Raw genomic sequence first — 20,248 nt, 5'->3', positions numbered from 1 at the left:
CCCATTAGGTCGTAAAAGCTATCAAACAGGTCGAACAATATATTGGATTGAATCATTAGCCAGCTATATGCTTTTTTCATTGCCTGACCGGCTGCGTCCTCCGAGGTCCCCCGTGAAAACTGCTGTCGCCCCACTCGCCCATGAAGTTTCACCTTCAGCGCCGGACGCTATCGCCGCTGAGCTGGCGGAGATCTACATCGAAAAAGGTACGCCGGCGTTCATGCGCACGGTGCTGGCGTTGTTCTGCGGCGGCTTCGCGACTTTCGCCCTGCTCTATTGCGTACAGCCGATGATGCCGCTGCTGTCCCACGAATATTCCATCAACGCGGCGCAAAGCAGCCTGATCCTGTCTATCGCCACCGGCATGCTTGCCATCGGCCTGCTGATCACCGGCCCGATTTCCGACCGTATCGGGCGTAAACCGGTGATGGTGGCCGCACTGTTCGCCGCTGCGCTGTGCACCATGGCCAGTGCGATGATGCCGAGCTGGCACGGTGTGCTGCTGATGCGTGCGCTGATTGGATTGTCGTTGAGCGGCCTGGCGGCGGTTGCGATGACTTACTTGAGCGAAGAGATCCACCCACAGCACATCGGCCTCGCCATGGGCTTGTACATCGGTGGCAACGCGATTGGCGGGATGAGCGGACGCTTGATCACCGGGGTATTGATCGACTTCGTCAGTTGGCACACGGCGATGCTGGTGATCGGTGGCCTGGCGCTGGTTGCAGCGGCGGTGTTCTGGAAAATCCTCCCGGAGTCGCGCAACTTCCGCGCCCGCTCGCTGCACCCGCGCAGCCTGCTCGACGGTTTCACCATGCACTTTCGCGACGCCGGCCTGCCGCTGTTGTTTCTCGAAGCCTTTGTGTTGATGGGCGCGTTCGTCACGCTGTTCAACTACATCGGCTATCGCCTGCTGGCCGCGCCGTACCACATGGAACAGGCCTTCGTCGGGTTGCTGTCGGTGGTGTACCTGTCGGGCATCTACAGCTCGGCGAAAATCGGCTCGCTGGCCGACAGACTCGGTCGCCGCAAAGTGCTCTGGAGCACCATCGCGCTGATGATCGCCGGCCTGGCCCTGACGATGTTCACACCGCTGCCGCTGGTGATCATCGGCATGCTGGTGTTCACCTTCGGCTTCTTCGGTGCCCATTCGGTGGCCAGCAGCTGGATCGGCCGCCGCGCCACCAAGGCCAAGGGGCAGGCGTCGTCGCTGTACCTGTTCAGCTATTACGCCGGTGGGAGCATCGCCGGAACGGCAGGTGGCGTGTTCTGGCACATGGGCGGGTGGAACGGGATCGGGCTGTTCATCGGCACGCTGCTGGTGATTGCGCTGCTGACGGCCTTGAAACTGGCGAAGTTGCCGTTGTTGCCTCAGCACACCTCGGCTACTTGAGCACCAGTCGCGCCTCCAGGGCATCGTCACGTTTTTCCAGGGTCAGCGATTGCAACGCGACACCGTCGCGCTCGATGCCGTCGAGCCACTGCATCAAGGGCTGCGCGTTACCACTGAGGGTCACGCGCAGCAGATCGGTTTCGCTCTCCATCTGACGGATCTCCAGCCCCACCGCCGCGGCGTTTTCGCTGATGCGCAGCGATAGCGGTTGAGCGCTGTCGACGGGGGCATGGCTGTGCGGTAACGCCTGCTGCAGTTGCGCGGCGAGCGCCATTTGCTGTTGATATTGTCGCTCGACTGTTTCCAGGCGCTGCCGGGTCGGTTGCCAGATCAGGCTGAAAGCCACAACCGTCAGCAAAAAGACGCCCAACACCCGTAACAGCCGCTGCTCTCGCGGGGAAATTCCAAGCCACATCTGTTTCATGCCTCGTCCTCCACGGTGAGGGTGGCGTACACTCGGTCAGCGGCTTTGTTCGCGCTGTCGAGCCGGATGGGCATACCTTGCTGTCGTCCTCGTTCGCGCAACTGCTCCAGCTCGGCAAAGCCGCTGGCGGTCAGCTGGATTTTCCAGCCTTCGCCTGCTCGAAACTCGATACGCTGGACCTCGACCGGACTGGCGCCAACCACCTGTTCAATCAACTGGACCAGTCCGGCAATCCGGGTATTTTGCGATTCGACAGGCCTGTTTTGCAGGGCCTTGAGTTGCGCAGCCATGTCGACGATGCGGCCCTGTTGCGGGTAAAGCGCCTTGAACCGCTGTTCATTCTGGGTGGCGAGGCGGTGAGCTTCGCTGTCGAGGAAGCGGATCCGCGTCTCGCTGGCCCCCCAGGTCAACAGCGCCAGCATCAACAGCGCCCACCCGCCGGCACGCCAGGGCAGACGTTTGCCGCGCGGGGCGAATGCGCCTTGCAGCAGGTTGATGGCCCGGGCTGGACGACCGCTCAGGCATTGGTCGATGACAGCGGGGGCCTCACGTTCGTCCAGCCATTGCATGTCCTTGGGTAAGGACGGGGCGAGCAGTGCCAGGTGTTGCTGCGACAGCGCCAGGCGCGCCGACAGACCGCCACCCAACAACCAACGACCGAACCACCAGGTACCGCAAGGCTGATCGCCGGACAACACATCGGCATCGACGAACGCCCCGCGCACCTCAACACCCGCCTCACGCAGCAAAGCGAGCACGGCGGCCAACCGTTCGCGATCAATGACCATGACCGGGTAGCAGCCGTCACGATCACGAGCGCCAACGCTCAAATGCACCCTCTCCAGCGCTTCACTCAGTTGATCTTCCACGGCGAAGGCGATGGCCTGGGCCTCGGGTCCGCGCCGCGCCGGCCATGGCTCGCTGCGAACCCAGGCGCACATTTCCATGGGCAGCAGCACATCGACTGCCTGCCCCTGCAATGCCGAAGCGGCCTGATTCAGGGGCATCGGCTGGCGTTGACCGGTTGGCGACCAGAGGACGCAGGGCCAAAGGCTCGATGGCGCATCCTGGCCCTCGGCGGTCAGGTAAAGCCAAGTGTTCATCGCGGTCTCTCGTGGGTACTCATGGGAAGAAAACGTCTCTGCAACATAGACAGCTGTTGAGTCTCGGGGTCGTGCCCGACATCCGTGGCCAGGTGCAGTGCGCGCCCGCCCCGGGTCACCTGCACGCTGATCCGATACCAGCGGCTATGGGTGCCAAGTCCGTGACTGCTCAAGCCCTGTCCGGAGAGCAACGGGTCCTGCGTAAACGCCTGGACGCTCGTCCAGGGCGTTGTTGTGGCCTGAAGCGCCAGCGCGTTGGCGGTCGCGGCGTCCACCTTGCCGAGCGTTCTCAACAGCAGCGCCGGTGCGGTGTTGATGTTCAAGGCGACGTCGGTGGGCAGCAGCGCCACCCAGGGTTCCAGCCGCTGCAACAGGTGAGCGTCAATGCCAGGTAGCAAGCGCAGCTGGCTCAGCTCCCGTAATGGCCCGACCTGACTCAGTTGCAGAGGAGGAAGTTCGAGCAGTTCAAGCAGACGCGCCCAACGGTTGAGGGTGACCTGATCCACCTGGCCCTGGCGTAACAACGCATTGAGATTGAAGCGCCCGGCGAGGTCATCGATATCGATGCGGATCTGCCCATCGTCAACCTCGAAATCAGGCGCCATGTCAGTCCAGCCTTGCAAGCGTTCGACGGGTTTTTTCGCGTCCTGCAACGCGTCGCGCAACAGCATCAACGCCCAGGTTTCCCCGCCCGATGCGAGTTGCCGCAACTGCAGTTGCTGCAACTGTTGCCCACTGCTTTGCAGCGACAGGTGGTGACTGCGCAACAGGCCACCGGTGATCAGCAACGCCAGGCTCAGAACCAGCAATACACTGATCAGCGCAATGCCGCGTTGCTGCCCGTTCATGGCAATGCACCCGGCATCGGCAACACCCGACGGATCGATTCGAAGCGCCCGACCGAGACGTGCACCTCCAGCGCCTGGGGCGCCTTCGCGTCCTGCCCGGCCGACCAATGAGCGACCCAGCCGGACTCGCTGTCGAACAGACGCCAGCTCAACTCGCGAACGCCTTCGAGCAGTTTTTGCCGTTGCACGAGTTCTGAGCCTTCCCCCTGGCTTTCACGCCACAGCACGCCACCGTCGAGTCGATACGTCAGGGCCTGGCGTTCACTGCGCGGTTGGTCCAGGGGATTGCGCCAGTGACTGCGCTGGAACTGCAAAAGCGGCGGTGCGAGCACCATTGGCTGGGTTGTGACATGCAGCAGATCCCGCTCGATCACCGCCACTGCTCGTTGCAGGCTCCTGAGTTCTCGCTCGTGGGCCGTCGCGCCCTGTTGCACCCGCACCACGCTATCGAACAAGCCCCAACTGGCCAGCCCCAGCACGGCGAAGATGGCCAGGGCGATGACCAGCTCCAGCAAGGTGAACCCGCGCTGCCTACTCATGGCCCGCGAGTATCCAGGCGCTGGCACGATGCAACGCATGCGCACTGTTCACAGGACTGACCTGAATCTCGACCTGGAGCAAACGCGGATCGCGGGTGGCGCTGATGTGCTGATCCAGCAGCCAGTCTCGCTGATCCATGGACACCACCCGTTGTTGCTGCCCGGTCGTCAGTCCGGGTTGCAGACGCAACTCGTTCAGCCGGTTGTCCGCCAGCCACGCCGCGAACAGCCGCGCCTCAACGGCGCCGCGCTGCTTCACCACGTATTGACTGGCTGAAAGCACGGCAGCCGCCAATGTTGCGAAGATCGCCAAGGCGACCATGATTTCCAGCAACGTGAAACCGCCCATGGACGACCAGGAGGGTCGGCTAACCATCGATCGCCACCTCGCCGAGGCCATCTCCGGACAGGCTTAGCCAGGTCCCATTGCTGGACTCAAACGTCAGGGTGAAGACACTGGTCTCGTCGTTGCTGAATATCAGTAATTGCGGCGGTCCTTCATCCGCGTCCAGGTCTACCGCATAGCCGTCATGCCGAAAACGCACCCGCACACTCAGGGGCCAGTCAGCAAGTTCCTTCACCGGCTCCCATCCATGAACACCCTTGCGCATCACCCGGTGGCCATCGGTACTCAGCCGCAAGCCGTACTCCTGGCCCTCGAATACCGCACGCTCGCGCAATTGATGGATCACCTGCACCATCGCCTCAGCCTCCTGCCTGACCTTGCGCGCGGGATTGCCCCCACCGGCGAAGGTCACCATGCCCAGCAAAAAGCCGACCATGACAATCACGATCATCAGCTCCAACAACGTGAATCCCCGGCAACGGTAGCCCACGGCTCAATGACCCCAATTACCGATTTCGGCGGCAAACCCCTCCCCACCCGCCACGCCATCGGCACCCAGGGAATACAGGTCGTAGGTACCATCGGCCGATCGCACACCCGGATTGATGTATTGATAAGGCGTGCTCCACGGGTCGACCGGCATGCTCTTGAGGTAACCCTGCGGGTTCCAGCCGCGTGCCGCGGGCAGTCCCGAGGGACGCTTGACCAACGCTTCCAGGCCTTGCTGGGTCGAAGGGTAATGGGTGTTGTCGAGGCGATACATTTCCAGGGCGGTAGCGATGGCCTGGATATCGATTCTGGCGGCGGTGACCTTGGCTTGATCAGGGCGGCTCATGAACTGCGGCACCACAATGGCCCCCAGCACGCCGATGATGACCACCACCACCATGATTTCGATCAGGGTAAAACCGCGTTGGCGCGACACCGCGCCCGTGGCGAGGGAGCTTGCTCCCGTTGGACGGCGTAGCCGTCCCATTTCGGGGCCGCTGCGCGCGCCTGCGGGAGCAAGCTCCCTCGCCACGCGTTCGTCTCGACGTTGTCTTGATGGGTCAGCTTGGCACTGGGAACGGAGGTTTTTGCGGACAGGTTGCATGGATCAATTCACCAATTGGTTGAGGCTGAGAATCGGGAGCAGGATGGCCATGACGATCAGCAGCACGACGCCGCCCATCAGCACCAGCATGGCCGGTTCGAATAGGCTCACCACCAGTGCAATGCGCGCGGCGAGGCTGCTTTCCTGTTGTTCGGCGGCCCGGGCCAGCATGCGGTCGAGTTCGCCAGCACGTTCACCGCTGGCGATCATGTGCAGCATCATCGGCGGGATGTCGCCGCTCTGTTCCAGACCACGGGTCAGCGTTGCGCCCTCGCGGACGGTACGAGCGACATCGACCATCCGCGCGCGGATGGTCAGGTTGCCGATGACCGCGGCGGCAATTTCCAGTGCGTCGACCAACGGCACGGCACTTTTACCGAGGATCGCCAGGGTGCTGGCAAACCGCGCAGCCTCCATGGCACGCAGCACTTCACCGATGACTGGCGCATTCAGCACCCAACGATGCCAGCGCAGGCGCCACTGCGGCTGATGCCAGCTCCAGCGCCACAGGCCGAACAGCGTGGCCAGCACGCTCATCAACAACAGGAAATGGTTACGCAGCCCGTTGCTCACGCCGATCAATGCCTGGGTCAGCCAGGGCAATGGCTGGCCGCTGTCGACGAAGATCTTCACCACATCCGGCACCACATAGCCGAGCAGAAAACCGACGATTGCCGTGCTGGCCAGCATCAGGATCAACGGGTACACCAGGGCCATCTGGATCTTTTGCCGCGAGGCCTGGCGGGCCTGTGTGTAGGCCGCCAATTGCTCCAGCACATGGCCCAAATGCCCCGAGCGTTCGCCGGCGGCCACGGTGGCACGGAACAACTCGGGGAAGGCCCTGGGAAATTGCCCCAGTGCCGAGGCCAGGGCCTGGCCTTCCATCACCCGGCTCCTGACTGCCGAGAGCAGGCCTGCGACCTTGCGTTTTGAGCTCTGTTTTGCCACCGCTTCGAGTGCTTCTTCCAGCGGCAACCCGGCCTGAACCAGCGTTGACAGTTGCAAGGTCAGTAGTGCCAGATCAGCCGCACTCAGACGCCCGGCACGGGGTTGTTTGCCCGAGCTGTTGCTGACTTTCACTTCGCTCAATGCTCGCGGCCACAGGCCACGTTCACGCAACAGTTGCCGCGCATGGCGGGGGCCATCGGCTTCCAGCCGCCCCTTGCAGGAACTGCCTTGGGCATCGTGGGCGCGATAATCGAAGGTCGGCACTGATCAGTCCTCCTGCGTCACACGGAGCAATTCGTCGAGGCTGGTCATACCGCCCAGCACCCGTTGACGCCCGTCGCGAAACAGACTGCGCGAAGCTTTGCGCGCCTCTTCAATCAGCAATTGTTCACTGGCGCCCTGATGGATCAGCGCCGAGACGCCGGGTGTCACGCTGATCAGTTCGTAAATGCCGATGCGCCCGCGATAGCCGTGCTGGCAGTGCTCACAGCCCGAGGCCTTGAACAGGGTGTGCGGCGTGGCGGTGTCGAGCCCCAGGCGCCGACAGGCCGCCGCATCAGCGATGTACGAAACCTTGCAATGAGGGCACAAGGTGCGCAGCAGGCGCTGGGCCAGGATGCCCACCAGCGAGGACGCCAACAGGTAGGCATCGACGCCCATGTCGACCAACCGCGTGACGGCGCCAACCGCACTGTTGGTGTGCAAGGTCGACAACACCAGATGCCCGGTCAAGGACGCCTGCACTGCGATCTCGGCGGTTTCGCGGTCGCGGATTTCACCGACCATCACCACGTCCGGGTCCTGACGCAAAATCGCCCGCAGGCCCCGGGCGAAGGTCATGTCGACTTTCGGATTGACCGGCATCTGGCCGACACCCGGCAGGTGATACTCAATCGGATCTTCGACCGTGAGAATGTTGCGGGTCTGGTCATTCAGACTGCTCAGCGCGGCGTACAGGCTGGTGGTCTTGCCGGAGCCGGTCGGCCCGGTCACCAACAGGATGCCGTGGGGCTTGTGCAACAACTGGCGCAAGGCCGCGAGGGTATCGTCCGGCATGCCCAGCCGATGCAGGTCGAGGCGCCCGGCCTGCTTGTCGAGCAGGCGCAACACCACCCGTTCACCGTGGGCCGAAGGCAGCGTCGAGACCCGCACATCGACTTCATGCCCGGCCAGGCGCAAGGCCATTCGCCCATCCTGGGGCACGCGCTTTTCCGCGATGTCCAGGCGCGCCATGACCTTGATCCGCGACACCAGCAGCGTCGCCAGCTCACGCTTGGGCCTGAGTATTTCTCGCAGTTGGCCATCCACCCGCATGCGCACCGACAGATACTGCTCGAAGGTTTCCAGGTGCACGTCCGAGGCGTGCTCGCGCACTGCTTCACCGAGCAGCGCGTTGATCAGGCGAATGATCGGAGCATCGCCCTGTTGCTCCAGCAGGTCGGCGGTTTGCGGCACCTGATCGACCAGGCTGAGCAAATCCAGTTCTTCGTCCAGTCCTTGGGCTACCTGCTCCACCGCGCTTTGCCCCTCGCGATAGGCTGCTGCCAGGCGCGAGGCGTATTCTTCGCCGTCGACGATGACAATCGGCAGCGTCGACCCGCACACCCGGTGCGCTTCCGCCAAGGCGGTGAGCGGCGCGTCGCTGCGCATGGCAAGGCGCAGCGACGCGCCGTCATGCTCCAGCAACACGCCAAAACGCCGGGCGAAGCCGAAGGGCAATTGCTCGCAGGGTTCGCTCATGGATTACTGCGCCTTGCTGCGCAAATCGAACACTGGCGCATCCGTGGCCGGTTCGAACAACCCGCGTGCCTCGGATGGCAGCAACAACGAGTTGTTTTCCCCCGCCCCTGATTTGCTCAAGTCACGCAGCGCGTTGTAACGCTGCTGGCTGACCTGGGACAGGTCTTCCTTGCTGCGCACGATGGTCGGCCGCAAGAACACCATCAGGTTGCTTTTGGTCTGGGTGTCACGGCTCCAGCGAAACATCGCGCCGAGGTAGGGAATGTCCCGCAACAGCGGCACGCCGCTTTTCTGGGTGCGCACGCTGTCCCTGATCAGGCCGCCGATCACGATGATTTCGCCATCGTCGGCGAGGATGGTGCTTTTGAGCGCTCGCTTGTTGGTGATCAGGTCCGAGGAATCAATGCCCGACACCGACGGTGCGATGTCCGACACTTCCTGCTCGACCTCCAGGCGCAACGTCGAGCCCTCGTTGATGTAAGGCTTGATCTTCAGGCTGATGCCGACGTCCTTGCGCTCGACGGTGGTAAACGGATTCTCCGCGCCGTTGCTGTTGGTGGCATAGGAGCCGGTCTTGAACGGCACGTTCTGGCCGACGATGATTTCGGCTTCCTGATTGTCCAGGGTCAACAGGCTCGGCGTGGACAGCAGGTTGCTGTGGGTGTTGCGGGCCAGGGCCGAAATCAGCGCACCGAAGCGGTCGCCGCCCAGCTGCAGGATCGCCCCTTCCGGCGCCGATCTTTTCTCGTCGAAGCTCAGCCCACCGACAATCGGAATATCGGTGCCGGGAAAGTTTATGAAGCCCTTGGCGTCACCCGTGTTGAGGTTCCACTGCACGCCGACGGCCTCGGCGATGTCGCCGGAAATTTCGACGATGGCGGCATGGATCAATACCTGGGCCCGTGGCTGGTCCAGCTGACGCACGATGCTTTCGATGGTGCGCACCTGCGCCGGCTCGGCGATCAGTATCAGCGCGTTCTGGCTTTCATCGGCCTTGATCATGAAGGTTGCACCGCCGGACGTGTCCTTGGCGCTGCCGACGGCGGATGTCTGCTTCCTGCCCTGCCCCATCGACTCCAGAATCTCGGCCAACTGCTTGGCATCGCTGTGACGCAGGCGAATCACCCGGGCATTGTCGAGCGTGGTGGTGGCCGGCGTATCGAGACCTCGGGCCAGTTCGATCAAGCGCTGGCGAACGACCGGCGGGCCAATGAAAATCAGGCGATTGGTCCGGGTGTCGGCCAATACCTGTATCGCTGACTCGGCATTGCGCTTGCCCATGGAGGCCTCGATCACCGGCGCGACATCGCGCGCCTGGGCATGCTTGAGCTCAACCACCGCAGGCGGGTTGCTCTGGCCCAAGTCCAGTTCACGGATCACCCGGGCGATACGTTTCACATTGGCGGCCGTATCGGTCAGCACCAAGGCGTTGGCCGACACCGAAGGACCGATATAACCATTGGCTGAGACCAGCGGCCGTACCAGCCCGGCAATGTCGGAAGCGCTGCTGGTATTCAGGCCTATGACTTCGGTTACGAACTGCGACGCCGTGGTGGTTTTTACCGTGCCCTGGCCGGCCCGTGTCTTGGCCTCGGCGACCGGGGTGATGAGAATCCGGTCGCCCTCATCGATCACCGTAAAGTGATGGGCGTCGAGTACCGAATAGAACAACCGGCGCACCCCTTCACGATCGAGGGCCTGCCGGGACATGACGGTGATTCGACCGGAGACTTTGGGGTCCAGCACCACCGTGGTCCCCAGAATGTCGGAGATCTCTTCGACGATGTCGCGCAGCTCTGCGTTGTTCATCGCCAGCTGCCATTTTTCTTCGGCGCGAAGCGTGCCCGAAAAGGCTGCTGCCGCCAAAACGGCAAGCACAAGTATGCAGCGCAACCGATGCGCGCCGACGAAGCTGGTCATGAAATTCTTCACTCTGGTTGCCCGGGGAGCGGGCGTAAAAAACGCGTGGTCGTGGAAACCGGCTGGGAGTCGACGGCTGATTCGAGTCCCTTCAGAAAACGTGCGCCTGGGGGTACGAGCGTCAGCAGCTCTTCTCGCCCCTTGTTCCACAGTGCAACCTGGTGGGTCTCGATACGACGCAGGACGCTGCCGCCAGGCAAGCGCTCACCCACCTGATAGAGACGAGCACCCTGTGCATTGGCCAGTAGTGCCTTGGATAAACCGCTGCTGACAAAGCTCGCTTGCAACGTCAGCGGCTCGGCGCTAGGCCGCGGTACGGCCTGCGTCGTCAGGCCGAACACGATGGCAATCGATGCGGTTTCGAGCGGTTCACGCGTGGGCACCGTCAACTGGGTTGCAATGTCGGGCGACGGTGACGCCATTTGCTCGCGAAAATCCCTTTCCTGCCATGCCAGAAACACCGCGCCGCCCACTGGCAAAACGAGCCAGCAAGCGCTGATCAGGCATGCCCGAAAGCGCTGTCCGGAGAAGCTCGGAACCTTCATTTTCAACTCGCTACTCAACAGAAGCACCTGGCTTCAGGCGACCTTTTCCAGGGCGTCTGAAGCCAGTTGCGAGGACTTACAACTTGTCCCACGCCATGTGCCAGTGAGAACCGGCACCCGGCTCATAATGGCTGGCGGAAGGGCTGTACTGCTTGCAGTAACCCGACTCAGGGAAAGGCTTGCATTCAAAGACTTCGTCGGTCTTCGGTTGCAACACCTTGGTGCCGGCGGTATAGCCGCTGATGCCTTCAGGGAACACGAAATCGTATTCGATGCCCGCGCCTTCACCGGTTATCTGGGTGGTCTGGGTGTCCTGACGGGTGGTGCGGCCATCCAGGGTGGTGCCGACCAAGGTCAGTGTGTGTGCGCCAGGATTGCTGCGCACATCCAGAGACAGCCAGGTGGAGCCACTGGCTACTTGTGCGGACGTGGCACCTACCGGTTTGTTGTTCTGATCGAGCAAGGTCGCTTCGACGTTCATCGGGCGGTTCGAAATCATGCCGAACTCGACCTTGGCCCGGCCTTTATCCAGAACGTATTCGGCTTGCTGCGAGGCCACCGCCATGCGCGCAGCGGCGTCTTCCATCATGCCCAGTTGCACTTCGTAGCGAACTACGCCGCTTTCTTTTTGCACGTAGAGGCGGTTGGTGCCCTTGACCGGGACAACATCGCCGCTCTCGTCACGGATACCGGCGCGAACCAGGGTGTGGGTCTGGTTGATTTTTTCGGCCAGCTTGAACGCCCAGTTTTGCGGTGTGCCTTCCTCAGCGGTATCGATATTGATGACTACGCTGTAGTCCGGACTCTCACCCTTGGCGGTAAACGCGCGGGCCTTGACCTTGTCACCCACCAGCAACGTGGTCGATGGCGCAATACTGCCTACCGGAGACCAACCGCCCGGCAGGTCCGGTTCGGCAAGGATGTTCACGTCTGCGACGTTGTAAAACGCGGCGTCGGTGTCGCCGACGGTCCAGATGGCCAGGATGACGTGCTGGCCGGACTTGTCAGACGGGAGGGTGCAGTTGTGCTTGGCACCCGACGTCGGCAACTGGTTGGCGCCATCGACGGTGCAGAACGGCGTGCTTTCGAAGGTGGCGCGCTTGAGCGACTCGTTCTGGTTCCAGCCGTCGCGAGTAATGAAATACTCGTGCTTGGTAGCCGGATGGACAGCGGTGTAACGCCATTCGAAATCGATGTTGCGATCCTTGATTTCCGTCAGGTGCCAGCGGGTGGCGGACTGTGCATCCATGGCGGAAAACAGCGCGTGACCGCCGCTGGCGATCTTGCCATCGACCGGGCCCTGCATGGGAGCACCGCCGACGCCGGCCGGAAAGCCCTTGAAGGTTTCACCGACGCTCTGCGGCTCGTACTGCGCGCCACCGCAGTTGGTGTTCAAGCCTTTCTGACAGGCCAGTGCGCGTGACGGCGGAACGTCCAGATAGCCATGGGCGGAAGCGGTTTGAGAGGCCAACATTGCCGATAACAGGATCATCGATGAAGTGCAGGCCGTTAATGCACTTCTCTTATGGAATGTAATTTTCATGATCTATTCCAGACTACTTATTGAAAACAAGGCGCCTTGCAGGCGGCGATGTTTGCTTCGTTATTGTTCAACGCTGCGCTGAACAGGGGTCTGGAACCTTACTGGGATGACCAAGAGTTCTATGTAGGAGTAATCATCGAACCAAGCGGGAAAAGTCTGCTCATTCGACTTTCCGACAAGAAAGGAAACGCTTTACTCGGGCAGTTTTCTGTCGGGCATAAAAAAGCCTGTCCGGCACAAGGCGGGACAGGCTTCTGGAAACGGCGCTGACCGTTACTCGTGATACTGCGCCGACAATTCATGCACTGCGCGCAGGAACGCACCGGCGTGTTCCGGGTCGACTTCCGGTGTGATGCCATGGCCGAGGTTGAACACATGGCCGCTGCCCTTACCGTAGCTGGCGAGGATGCGGCCGACTTCGGTGCGAATGGCTTCCGGCTTGGCGTAAAGCACTGTCGGGTCCATGTTGCCTTGCAGCGCGACCTTGTCGCCGACACGGGTGCGGGCGCTACCGATGTCGCAGGTCCAGTCCAGGCCCAGTGCATCAGCACCGGCGTCGGCGATGCTTTCCAGCCACAGGCCGCCGTTTTTGGTGAACAGGATCACCGGCACCTTGCGGCCTTCGTGTTCGCGGATCAGGCCGCTGACGATTTTCTTCATGTAGGCCAGGGAGAATTCCTGATAGGCCGCCGCCGAGAGGCTGCCGCCCCAGCTGTCGAAAATCTGTACCGCCTGCGCACCGGCCATGATCTGGCCGTTGAGGTAGCTCGTAACCGTCTGCGCGAGCTTGTCCAGCAGCAGGTGCAAGGCTTGCGGGTTGTCGTAGAGCATGGTCTTGGTCTTGCGGTAGTCCTTCGACGAGCCGCCTTCGACCATGTAGGTCGCCAGGGTCCATGGGCTGCCGGCAAAGCCGATCAGCGGCACCCGGCCGTTCAGCTCGCGACGGATAGTGCTGACCGCGTCCATCACGTAACCCAGGTCTTTCTGCGGGTCAGGAATCGGCAGGGCTTCGATATCAGCCAGGGTGCTGACGACTTTCCTGAAGCGTGGACCTTCGCCGGTCTCGAAGTACAAGCCTTGGCCCATGGCATCCGGGATGGTCAGGATGTCGGAGAAGAGGATCGCCGCGTCCAGTTGTGGATAGCGGTCGAGCGGTTGCATCGTGACTTCGCAAGCGAACGCCGGGTTCATGCACAGGCTCATGAAATCGCCGGCCTTGGCACGGCTGGCGCGGTATTCAGGCAGGTAGCGACCGGCCTGACGCATCATCCATACAGGAGTGACGTCAACGGGTTGCTTGAGCAGGGCGCGCAGGAAACGGTCGTTCTTCAGGGCAGTCATGTCGGCATCCGGAAAAAAAGTGCGGACATTTTCTCAGAGCCGGGCGCAAAAGGCACGGATGCAGGTCAGCCTTTTGTCTATCGGGTCAATTTGTCGCGGTGGAATATATCTTTGCAACACCACAAATCACTGTAGGAGCCGACTTGCTGGCGATGCAGACGACGCGGTGTATCAGGTACACCGCGTTATCGTTCATCGCCAGCAAGCCGGCTCCTACAGGGTCAGGCGTGGATTAGACGCCCAGATAATCCAGGATCCCTTCGGCGGCATTACGGCCTTCGAAGATCGCCGTCACCACAAGGTCCGAACCGCGCACCATGTCGCCACCGGCGAAGATTTTCGGGTTGCTGGTCTGGTGCTTGTATTGACCTTGCTCGGGCGCCACGACGCGGCCCTGGCTGTCGGTCTGGATCTCGAACTGCTCGAACCACGGCGCCGGGCTCGGACGGAAACCGAACGCGATGACCACGGCATCGGCCGGGATGATCTCTTCGGAACCCGGGATCGGCTCGGGGCTGCGACGGCCACGGGCATCCGGCTCGCCGAGACGGGTCTCGACCACCTTCACGCCTTCGACCTTGTCTTCACCAACGATGGCAATCGGCTGGCGGTTGTAGAGGAATTTCACGCCTTCTTCCTTGGCGTTCTTCACCTCTTTGCGCGAGCCAGGCATGTTCGCTTCGTCACGACGATAGGCGCAGGTCACCGACTTGGCGCCCTGGCGGATCGACGTACGGTTGCAGTCCATCGCCGTGTCGCCGCCGCCGAGAACCACGACCTTCTTGCCTTTCATGTCGACGAAATCTTCCGGCGACTTTTCAAAGCCCAGGTTGCGGTTGACGTTGGCGATCAGGAAGTCCAGCGCGTCGTACACGCCCGGCAGGTCTTCACCGGCAAAGCCGCCCTTCATGTAGGTGTAGGTGCCCATGCCCATGAATACCGCATCGTATTCTTCGAGCAGTTGCTCCATGGTCACGTCCGTGCCCACCTCGGTGTTGAGGCGGAACTCGATACCCATGCCAGTGAAGACTTCGCGGCGATTGCTCAGCACGGTCTTTTCCAGCTTGAACTCGGGGATACCGAAGGTCAGCAGGCCACCGATTTCCGGGTTCTTGTCGAACACTACCGGGGTCACGCCGCCGCGCACCAGCACGTCGGCACAGCCCAGACCCGCAGGCCCGGCACCGATGATCGCGACACGCTTGCCGGTCGGCTTGACCTTGGACATGTCCGGACGCCAGCCCATGGCGAACGCGGTGTCGGTGATGTACTTCTCCACCGAACCGATGGTCACCGCGCCGAAGCCGTCGTTGAGGGTGCAGGCACCCTCGCACAGACGGTCCTGCGGACACACCCGGCCGCAGACTTCCGGCAGGGTGTTGGTCTGGTGCGACAGCTCGGCGGCCTGGAGGATGTTGCCCTCGGCCACCAGCTTCAGCCAGTTGGGAATGAAGTTGTGCACCGGGCACTTCCATTCGCAATACGGGTTACCGCAACCCAGGCAACGGTGGGCCTGGTCGGCCGACTGCTGGGGTTTGAAGGGTTCGTAGATTTCCACGAACTCTTTCTTGCGTTGACGCAACAGTTTCTTCTTCGGATCCTTGCGCCCGACCTCGATGAACTGGAAGTCATTATTCAGACGTTCAGCCATTTTAAAACCTCATCAAACTCTTCAGGCGCATATCACTGCGGGTTGGCACGGGTGCTGGAAAGCAACGACTTCAGGTTGGCAGCCTTGGGCTTGACCAGCCAGAAACGACGCACGTAATCATCGAGGTTTTCGGCGAGCTCACGACCCCACTCGCTGTCGGTTTCCTCGACGTACTCGTTCAGCACGCGTTGCAAATGGCTACGGTAGGCTTCCATCGCCTCGCCGCTGATCCGCTGGATTTCCACCAGTTCGTGGTTGACCCGGTCAACGAAGCTGTTGTCCTGGTCGAGCACGTAGGCGAAACCGCCGGTCATGCCAGAGCCGAAGTTGTAACCGGTCTTGCCCAGGACGCAGACGAAACCACCGGTCATGTACTCGCAGCAGTGATCGCCAGTGCCTTCCACTACGGTGTGGGCACCGGAGTTACGCACGGCGAAACGCTCGCCAGCGGTACCCGCGGCGAACAGCTTGCCGCCGGTAGCGCCGTACAGGCAGGTGTTGCCGATGATGGCACTGTCCTGGGTACGGTAGACGCTGCCCTTCGGCGGAACGATCACCAGCTTGCCGCCGGTCATGCCCTTGCCGACGTAGTCGTTGGCGTCGCCTTCCAGGTACATGTTCAGGCCGCCGGCGTTCCACACGCCGAAGCTCTGCCCGGCCGTGCCTTTGAAGCGGAAGGTGATCGGTGCGTTGGCCATGCCCTGGTTGCCGTGCTTGCGCGCGATTTCGCCGGAGATCCGTGCGCCGATGGAACGGTCGCAGTTGCAGATTTCCAGGTCGAATTCGGCGCCGCTCAGGTCGTTGATTGCCGAGGTGGCCATGTCGACCATTTTCTCGGCCAGCAGGCCCTTGTCGAACGGCGGGTTGCGTTCCACGCCGCAGAACTGCGGTTTGTCCGCCGGCACATGGTCGCTGCCCAGCAACGGGGTCAGGTCCAGGTGATGCTGCTTGGCGGTCTGGCCTTCGAGGATTTCCAGCAGATCGGTGCGACCGATCAGCTCTTCGAGGGAGCGCACGCCCAGCTTGGCCAGCCACTCACGGGTTTCTTCGGCGACGTAGGTGAAGAAATTCACCACCATGTCGACGGTACCGATGTAGTGATCCTTGCGCAGCTTCTCGTTCTGGGTTGCAACGCCGGTGGCGCAGTTGTTCAGGTGGCAGATGCGCAGGTATTTACAGCCCAGGGCGATCATTGGCGCGGTGCCGAAGCCGAAGCTCTCAGCGCCGAGAATGGCTGCCTTGATCACATCGAGGCCGGTTTTCAGGCCGCCGTCGGTCTGAACCCGGACTTTGCCGCGCAGGTCGTTGCCGCGCAGGGTCTGGTGGGTTTCGGCCAGGCCGAGTTCCCACGGAGCGCCCGCGTATTTGATCGAGGTCAGCGGCGATGCACCGGTACCGCCGTCGTAGCCGGAGATGGTGATCAGGTCCGCGTAGGCCTTGGCCACACCGGCGGCGATGGTGCCGACGCCCGCTTCCGCTACCAGCTTCACCGAGACCAGTGCCTTCGGGTTGACTTGTTTCAGGTCGAAAATCAGCTGCGACAAGTCTTCGATCGAGTAGATGTCATGGTGCGGCGGCGGCGAAATCAGGGTCACGCCCGGCACTGCGTAACGCAGCTTGGCGATCAGACCGTTGACCTTGCCGCCTGGCAATTGACCGCCCTCGCCCGGCTTGGCGCCCTGGGCGACCTTGATCTGCAGCACTTCAGCGTTGACCAGGTATTCCGGGGTCACACCGAAACGACCGGTGGCGACTTGCTTGATTTTCGAGCTCTTGATGGTGCCGTAGCGTGCCGGGTCTTCGCCGCCTTCGCCGGAGTTGGAACGCGCACCCAGGCGGTTCATGGCTTCGGCCAGGGCTTCGTGAGCTTCCGGCGACAGGGCGCCCAGCGAGATACCGGCGGAGTCGAAGCGCTTGAGCACCGATTCCAGCGGTTCGATCTCGCTGATGTCCAATGGAGTGTCGAGTGTTTTGACTTTCAGCAGGTCGCGGATCATCGACACCGGGCGGTTATCCACCAGCGACGTGTATTCCTTGAACTTGCTGTAGTCGCCCTGCTGCACGGCGGCCTGCAGGGTGTTGACCACGTCCGGGTTGTAGGCGTGGTACTCGCCACCGTGGACGAACTTCAGCAGGCCACCCTGCTGGATCGGCTTGCGCGGGCTCCAGGCTTCGGTAGCGAGGGCTTTCTGCTCGGCTTCGATGTCGACGAAACGCGCACCCTTGATACGGCTTGGCACGCCACGGAAGCTCAGGTTGCAGACTTCCTCGGACAGGCCGATGGCCTCGAACAACTGCGCACCACGGTACGAAGTAATGGTCGAGATGCCCATCTTCGACAGGATCTTGAGCAAGCCCTTGGTGATGCCTTTACGGTAGTTCTTGAACACCTCGTAGAGGTCGCCCAAGACTTCACCGGTACGGATCAGGTCGCCCAGCACTTCGTAGGCCAGGAACGGATAAACGGCAGAGGCGCCGAAACCGATCAACACGGCGAAGTGATGCGGATCGCGAGCGGTCGCGGTTTCCACCAGGATGTTGGAATCGCAACGCAGGCCTTTTTCGGTCAGGCGATGGTGCACCGCGCCGGTAGCCAGGGAAGCGTGGATCGGCAGCTTGCCCGGAGCAATGTGACGGTCACTCAGCACGACCTGGGTACGACCGGCGCGCACGGCTTCTTCAGCCTGATCGGCGACGTTGCGGATTGCCGCTTCGAGGCCGACGCTTTCGTCGTAGTTGAGGTCGATGATCGCGCGTTCGAAGCCCGGGCGATCGAGGTTCATCAGCGAGCGCCACTTGGCCGGGGAAATGACCGGCGAGCTGAGGATCACGCGCGAAGCGTGTTCCGGCGACTCCTGGAAAATGTTGCGCTCGGCACCGAGGCAGATCTCCAGCGACATGACGATGGCTTCACGCAGCGGGTCGATCGGCGGGTTGGTGACCTGCGCGAACTGCTGGCGGAAATAGTCGTACGGCGTGCGCACGCGCTGGGACAGCACGGCCATCGGCGTATCGTCGCCCATCGAGCCCACGGCTTCGTAGCCTTGCTCGCCGAGTGGACGCAGCACCTGGTCGCGCTCTTCGAACGTGACCTGGTACATCTTCATGTATTGCTTGAGCTGATCGACGTCGTAGAACGCCGAACCGTGGTCGTTGTCTTCCATGGTCGCCTGGATGCGCAGGGCATTCTTGCGCAGCCATTGCTTGTACGGATGACGGGACTTCAGACGGTTGTCGATCGCATCGGTGTCGAGGATCTGACCGGTTTCGGTGTCCACGGCAAAGATCTGGCCAGGGCCCACACGGCCCTTGGCGATCACGTCTTCAGGCTGGTAGTTCCAGACACCGATTTCCGAAGCCAGGGTGATGAAACCGTTCTTGGTGGTGACCCAGCGCGCCGGACGCAGACCGTTCCGGTCGAGCAGGCACACCGCGTAGCGACCGTCGGTCATTACCACGCCGGCCGGGCCGTCCCACGGTTCCATGTGCATCGAGTTGTATTCGTAGAACGCACGCAGATCCGGGTCCATGGTCTCGACGTTCTGCCACGCAGGCGGAATGATCATCCGCACGCCACGGAACAGGTCGATGCCACCGGTGACCATCAGCTCAAGCATGTTGTCCATGCTCGAGGAGTCGGAACCGACGCGGTTGACCAGCGGGCCGAGTTCTTCCAGGTCCATCAGATCGTTGGTGAACTTGGTGCGACGGGCCACGGCCCAGTTGCGGTTGCCGGTGATGGTGTTGATCTCGCCGTTGTGCGCCAGGAAGCGGAACGGTTGGGCCAGCGGCCATTTCGGCAGGGTGTTGGTGGAGAAGCGCTGGTGGAACACGCAAATCGAGGTTTGCAGGCGCTCATCGCTCAGGTCCGGATAGAAGGCGGTCAAGTCCGCCGGCATCATCAGGCCTTTGTAAATAATGGTCTTGTGCGAAAAGCTGCAGACGTAGTGGTCGGTGTCAGCGGCGTTGGCCACGGACGAGCGACGACGGGAGGTGAACAGCTTGACGGCCATGTCCTGATCGCTCAGGCCTTCACCGCCGATGAACACCTGCTCGATCTGCGGCAGGCGCTCAAGGGCCAGGCGGCCGAGGACGCTGGTGTCGATCGGCACTTTGCGCCAGCCGACCAGCTGCAGGCCAGCGGCGAGGATCTCGCGGTTCATGTTCTCGCGAGCGGCTTCGGCTTTGACCGGGTCCTGGTTGAAGAAGACCATGCCCACGGCATATTGCTTGGGCAGTTCGACGCCGAAGGTTTCCTGGGCGATGGCTCGCAGGAACACGTCCGGCTTCTGAATCAGCAGACCGCAACCGTCACCGGTCTTGCCGTCGGCATTAATCCCACCGCGGTGGGTCATGCAGGTCAGGGCCTCGATGGCCGTTTGCAAAAGGGTATGACTGGGCTCGCCCTGCATATGGGCTATCAGGCCGAAACCGCAGTTATCCTTGAATTCATCTGGTTGGTACAGACCTGCTTTCATAGACACTTTCTCACCAGGCTGCCTCTTTTCGAGGCAAATTTCTTTTCAATTCAACCACTTGCATTCCGCGCCGAACGTACGCCGGCTTAGCGGGGGCAAAAGGGTGGTCATTGTACACAGCGACACAGAGGCTCACAAATTTGACGACGAAATGTCGCAAATTCATGTCGCATTTGTGAAAGGTTTAAAGCGATCTGCTGTGCTAGTCAAAACTTTTTTAATTTTGACCGCAACGACTCAAAGACTACTGTAACGCAGACACCACAAGGCACGCAGCCTGGAAGGCGGCGCGCACTCGTAGAAATTTTTGAGGTGCTTGGAGAGGCGGCCTGGGTA

16 protein-coding genes are annotated in these 20,248 nt (G+C 61.7%); 1 reads left to right on the top strand and 15 read right to left on the bottom strand.

The genetic code is table 11. The features are described from left to right. Positions 1–112 precede the first annotated feature (112 nt). Positions 113–1,393, top strand: a complete 1,281-nt coding sequence (locus tag KGA88_RS13990) for an MFS transporter (RefSeq protein ID WP_110661123.1) — start codon at positions 113–115, stop codon at positions 1,391–1,393. On the opposite strand, the gene gspM is transcribed toward KGA88_RS13990, so the two are convergent. The 15 genes from gspM to gltB form a co-directional block, all read right to left on the bottom strand. Beyond that, positions 1,386–1,817 carry a type II secretion system protein GspM gene (gspM, locus tag KGA88_RS13985; RefSeq protein ID WP_223591763.1) on the bottom strand — a complete coding sequence of 144 codons (432 nt, stop codon included), beginning with the start codon at positions 1,815–1,817 and terminating at the stop codon, positions 1,386–1,388. The two genes, KGA88_RS13990 and gspM, sit on opposite strands and share 8 nt — an antisense overlap. Beyond that, the gene (gspL, locus tag KGA88_RS13980; protein ID WP_223591761.1) at positions 1,814–2,920 is read right to left on the bottom strand and encodes a type II secretion system protein GspL; all 1,107 of its coding nucleotides are present in this window, start codon (positions 2,918–2,920) and stop codon (positions 1,814–1,816) included. Before gspL ends, gspM begins: the two co-directional genes overlap by 4 nt. Then, on the bottom strand, positions 2,917–3,768 hold the full coding sequence (locus tag KGA88_RS13975) for a type II secretion system protein GspK (protein WP_223591759.1): 852 nt from the start codon (positions 3,766–3,768) through the stop codon (positions 2,917–2,919). Before KGA88_RS13975 ends, gspL begins: the two co-directional genes overlap by 4 nt. Continuing rightward, positions 3,765–4,307 (bottom strand): type II secretion system protein GspJ, encoded by a 543-nt coding sequence (locus KGA88_RS13970; protein ID WP_110661119.1) that lies wholly within the window; start codon positions 4,305–4,307, stop codon positions 3,765–3,767. The genes KGA88_RS13975 and KGA88_RS13970 overlap by 4 nt, the downstream gene beginning before the upstream one ends. Further along, a complete protein-coding gene (gene gspI, locus KGA88_RS13965; RefSeq protein WP_110661118.1) occupies positions 4,300–4,683 on the bottom strand; it encodes a type II secretion system minor pseudopilin GspI in 384 nt (127 codons plus the stop codon). Before gspI ends, KGA88_RS13970 begins: the two co-directional genes overlap by 8 nt. Next, positions 4,676–5,143, bottom strand: a complete 468-nt coding sequence (gspH, locus tag KGA88_RS13960; protein ID WP_223591757.1) for a type II secretion system minor pseudopilin GspH — start codon at positions 5,141–5,143, stop codon at positions 4,676–4,678. The genes gspI and gspH overlap by 8 nt, the downstream gene beginning before the upstream one ends. Positions 5,144–5,146: 3 nt before the next feature. Then, positions 5,147–5,629, bottom strand: a complete 483-nt coding sequence (gspG, locus tag KGA88_RS13955) for a type II secretion system major pseudopilin GspG (RefSeq protein WP_223591755.1) — start codon at positions 5,627–5,629, stop codon at positions 5,147–5,149. Positions 5,630–5,749: 120 nt separating this feature from the next. Further along, a complete protein-coding gene (gene gspF, locus KGA88_RS13950) occupies positions 5,750–6,958 on the bottom strand; it encodes a type II secretion system inner membrane protein GspF (RefSeq protein WP_223591753.1) in 1,209 nt (402 codons plus the stop codon). Positions 6,959–6,961: 3 nt separating this feature from the next. Next, complete coding sequence (gene gspE, locus KGA88_RS13945) at positions 6,962–8,434, bottom strand: type II secretion system ATPase GspE (RefSeq protein WP_223591751.1); 1,473 nt, start codon at positions 8,432–8,434, stop codon at positions 6,962–6,964. 3 nt (positions 8,435–8,437) lie between these two features. Further along, entirely contained in the window at positions 8,438–10,354 is a 1,917-nt protein-coding gene (gspD, locus tag KGA88_RS13940) for a type II secretion system secretin GspD (protein ID WP_223591749.1), read from the bottom strand. Between the two features lie 8 nt (positions 10,355–10,362). Continuing rightward, entirely contained in the window at positions 10,363–10,917 is a 555-nt protein-coding gene (locus KGA88_RS13935; RefSeq protein WP_223591739.1) for a type II secretion system protein N, read from the bottom strand. A 58-nt stretch (positions 10,918–10,975) separates the two neighbouring features. After that, positions 10,976–12,442, bottom strand: coding sequence for an N-acetylglucosamine-binding protein GbpA (gbpA, locus tag KGA88_RS13930; protein ID WP_110660864.1), 1,467 nt, complete (start codon positions 12,440–12,442; stop codon positions 10,976–10,978). A 273-nt stretch (positions 12,443–12,715) separates the two neighbouring features. Continuing rightward, positions 12,716–13,783 (bottom strand): uroporphyrinogen decarboxylase, encoded by a 1,068-nt coding sequence (gene hemE, locus KGA88_RS13925; RefSeq protein ID WP_110660865.1) that lies wholly within the window; start codon positions 13,781–13,783, stop codon positions 12,716–12,718. 232 nt (positions 13,784–14,015) lie between these two features. Continuing rightward, on the bottom strand, positions 14,016–15,434 hold the full coding sequence (locus KGA88_RS13920; RefSeq protein ID WP_108216250.1) for an FAD-dependent oxidoreductase: 1,419 nt from the start codon (positions 15,432–15,434) through the stop codon (positions 14,016–14,018). 32 nt (positions 15,435–15,466) lie between these two features. Beyond that, positions 15,467–19,912, bottom strand: a complete 4,446-nt coding sequence (gltB, locus tag KGA88_RS13915) for a glutamate synthase large subunit (protein ID WP_223591737.1) — start codon at positions 19,910–19,912, stop codon at positions 15,467–15,469. Between the last annotated feature and the right edge of the window lie 336 nt (positions 19,913–20,248).

It is taken from the genome of Pseudomonas sp. A-R-19, assembly GCF_019956575.1.
Taxonomy (GTDB): domain Bacteria; phylum Pseudomonadota; class Gammaproteobacteria; order Pseudomonadales; family Pseudomonadaceae; genus Aquipseudomonas.
This window is presented reverse-complemented; position numbering and strand designations above follow the sequence as displayed.

Bases quoted from the DNA above. Each gene is read 5' to 3' on its own strand.
- KGA88_RS13975 (WP_223591759.1), bottom strand. From the start codon at position 3,768: ATGAACGGGCAGCAACGCGGCATTGCGCTGATCAGTGTATTGCTGGTT.
- gspM (WP_223591763.1), bottom strand. From the start codon at position 1,817: ATGAAACAGATGTGGCTTGGAATTTCCCCGCGAGAGCAGCGGCTGTTA.
- gspI (WP_110661118.1), bottom strand. From the start codon at position 4,683: ATGGTTAGCCGACCCTCCTGGTCGTCCATGGGCGGTTTCACGTTGCTG.
- gspL (WP_223591761.1), bottom strand. From the start codon at position 2,920: ATGAACACTTGGCTTTACCTGACCGCCGAGGGCCAGGATGCGCCATCG.
- gspD (WP_223591749.1), bottom strand. From the start codon at position 10,354: ATGACCAGCTTCGTCGGCGCGCATCGGTTGCGCTGCATACTTGTGCTT.
- KGA88_RS13920 (WP_108216250.1), bottom strand. From the start codon at position 15,434: ATGGCTGAACGTCTGAATAATGACTTCCAGTTCATCGAGGTCGGGCGC.
- gspG (WP_223591755.1), bottom strand. From the start codon at position 5,629: ATGGGACGGCTACGCCGTCCAACGGGAGCAAGCTCCCTCGCCACGGGC.
- gspE (WP_223591751.1), bottom strand. From the start codon at position 8,434: ATGAGCGAACCCTGCGAGCAATTGCCCTTCGGCTTCGCCCGGCGTTTT.
- gbpA (WP_110660864.1), bottom strand. From the start codon at position 12,442: ATGAAAATTACATTCCATAAGAGAAGTGCATTAACGGCCTGCACTTCA.
- hemE (WP_110660865.1), bottom strand. From the start codon at position 13,783: ATGACTGCCCTGAAGAACGACCGTTTCCTGCGCGCCCTGCTCAAGCAA.
- gltB (WP_223591737.1), bottom strand. From the start codon at position 19,912: ATGAAAGCAGGTCTGTACCAACCAGATGAATTCAAGGATAACTGCGGT.
- KGA88_RS13970 (WP_110661119.1), bottom strand. From the start codon at position 4,307: ATGAGTAGGCAGCGCGGGTTCACCTTGCTGGAGCTGGTCATCGCCCTG.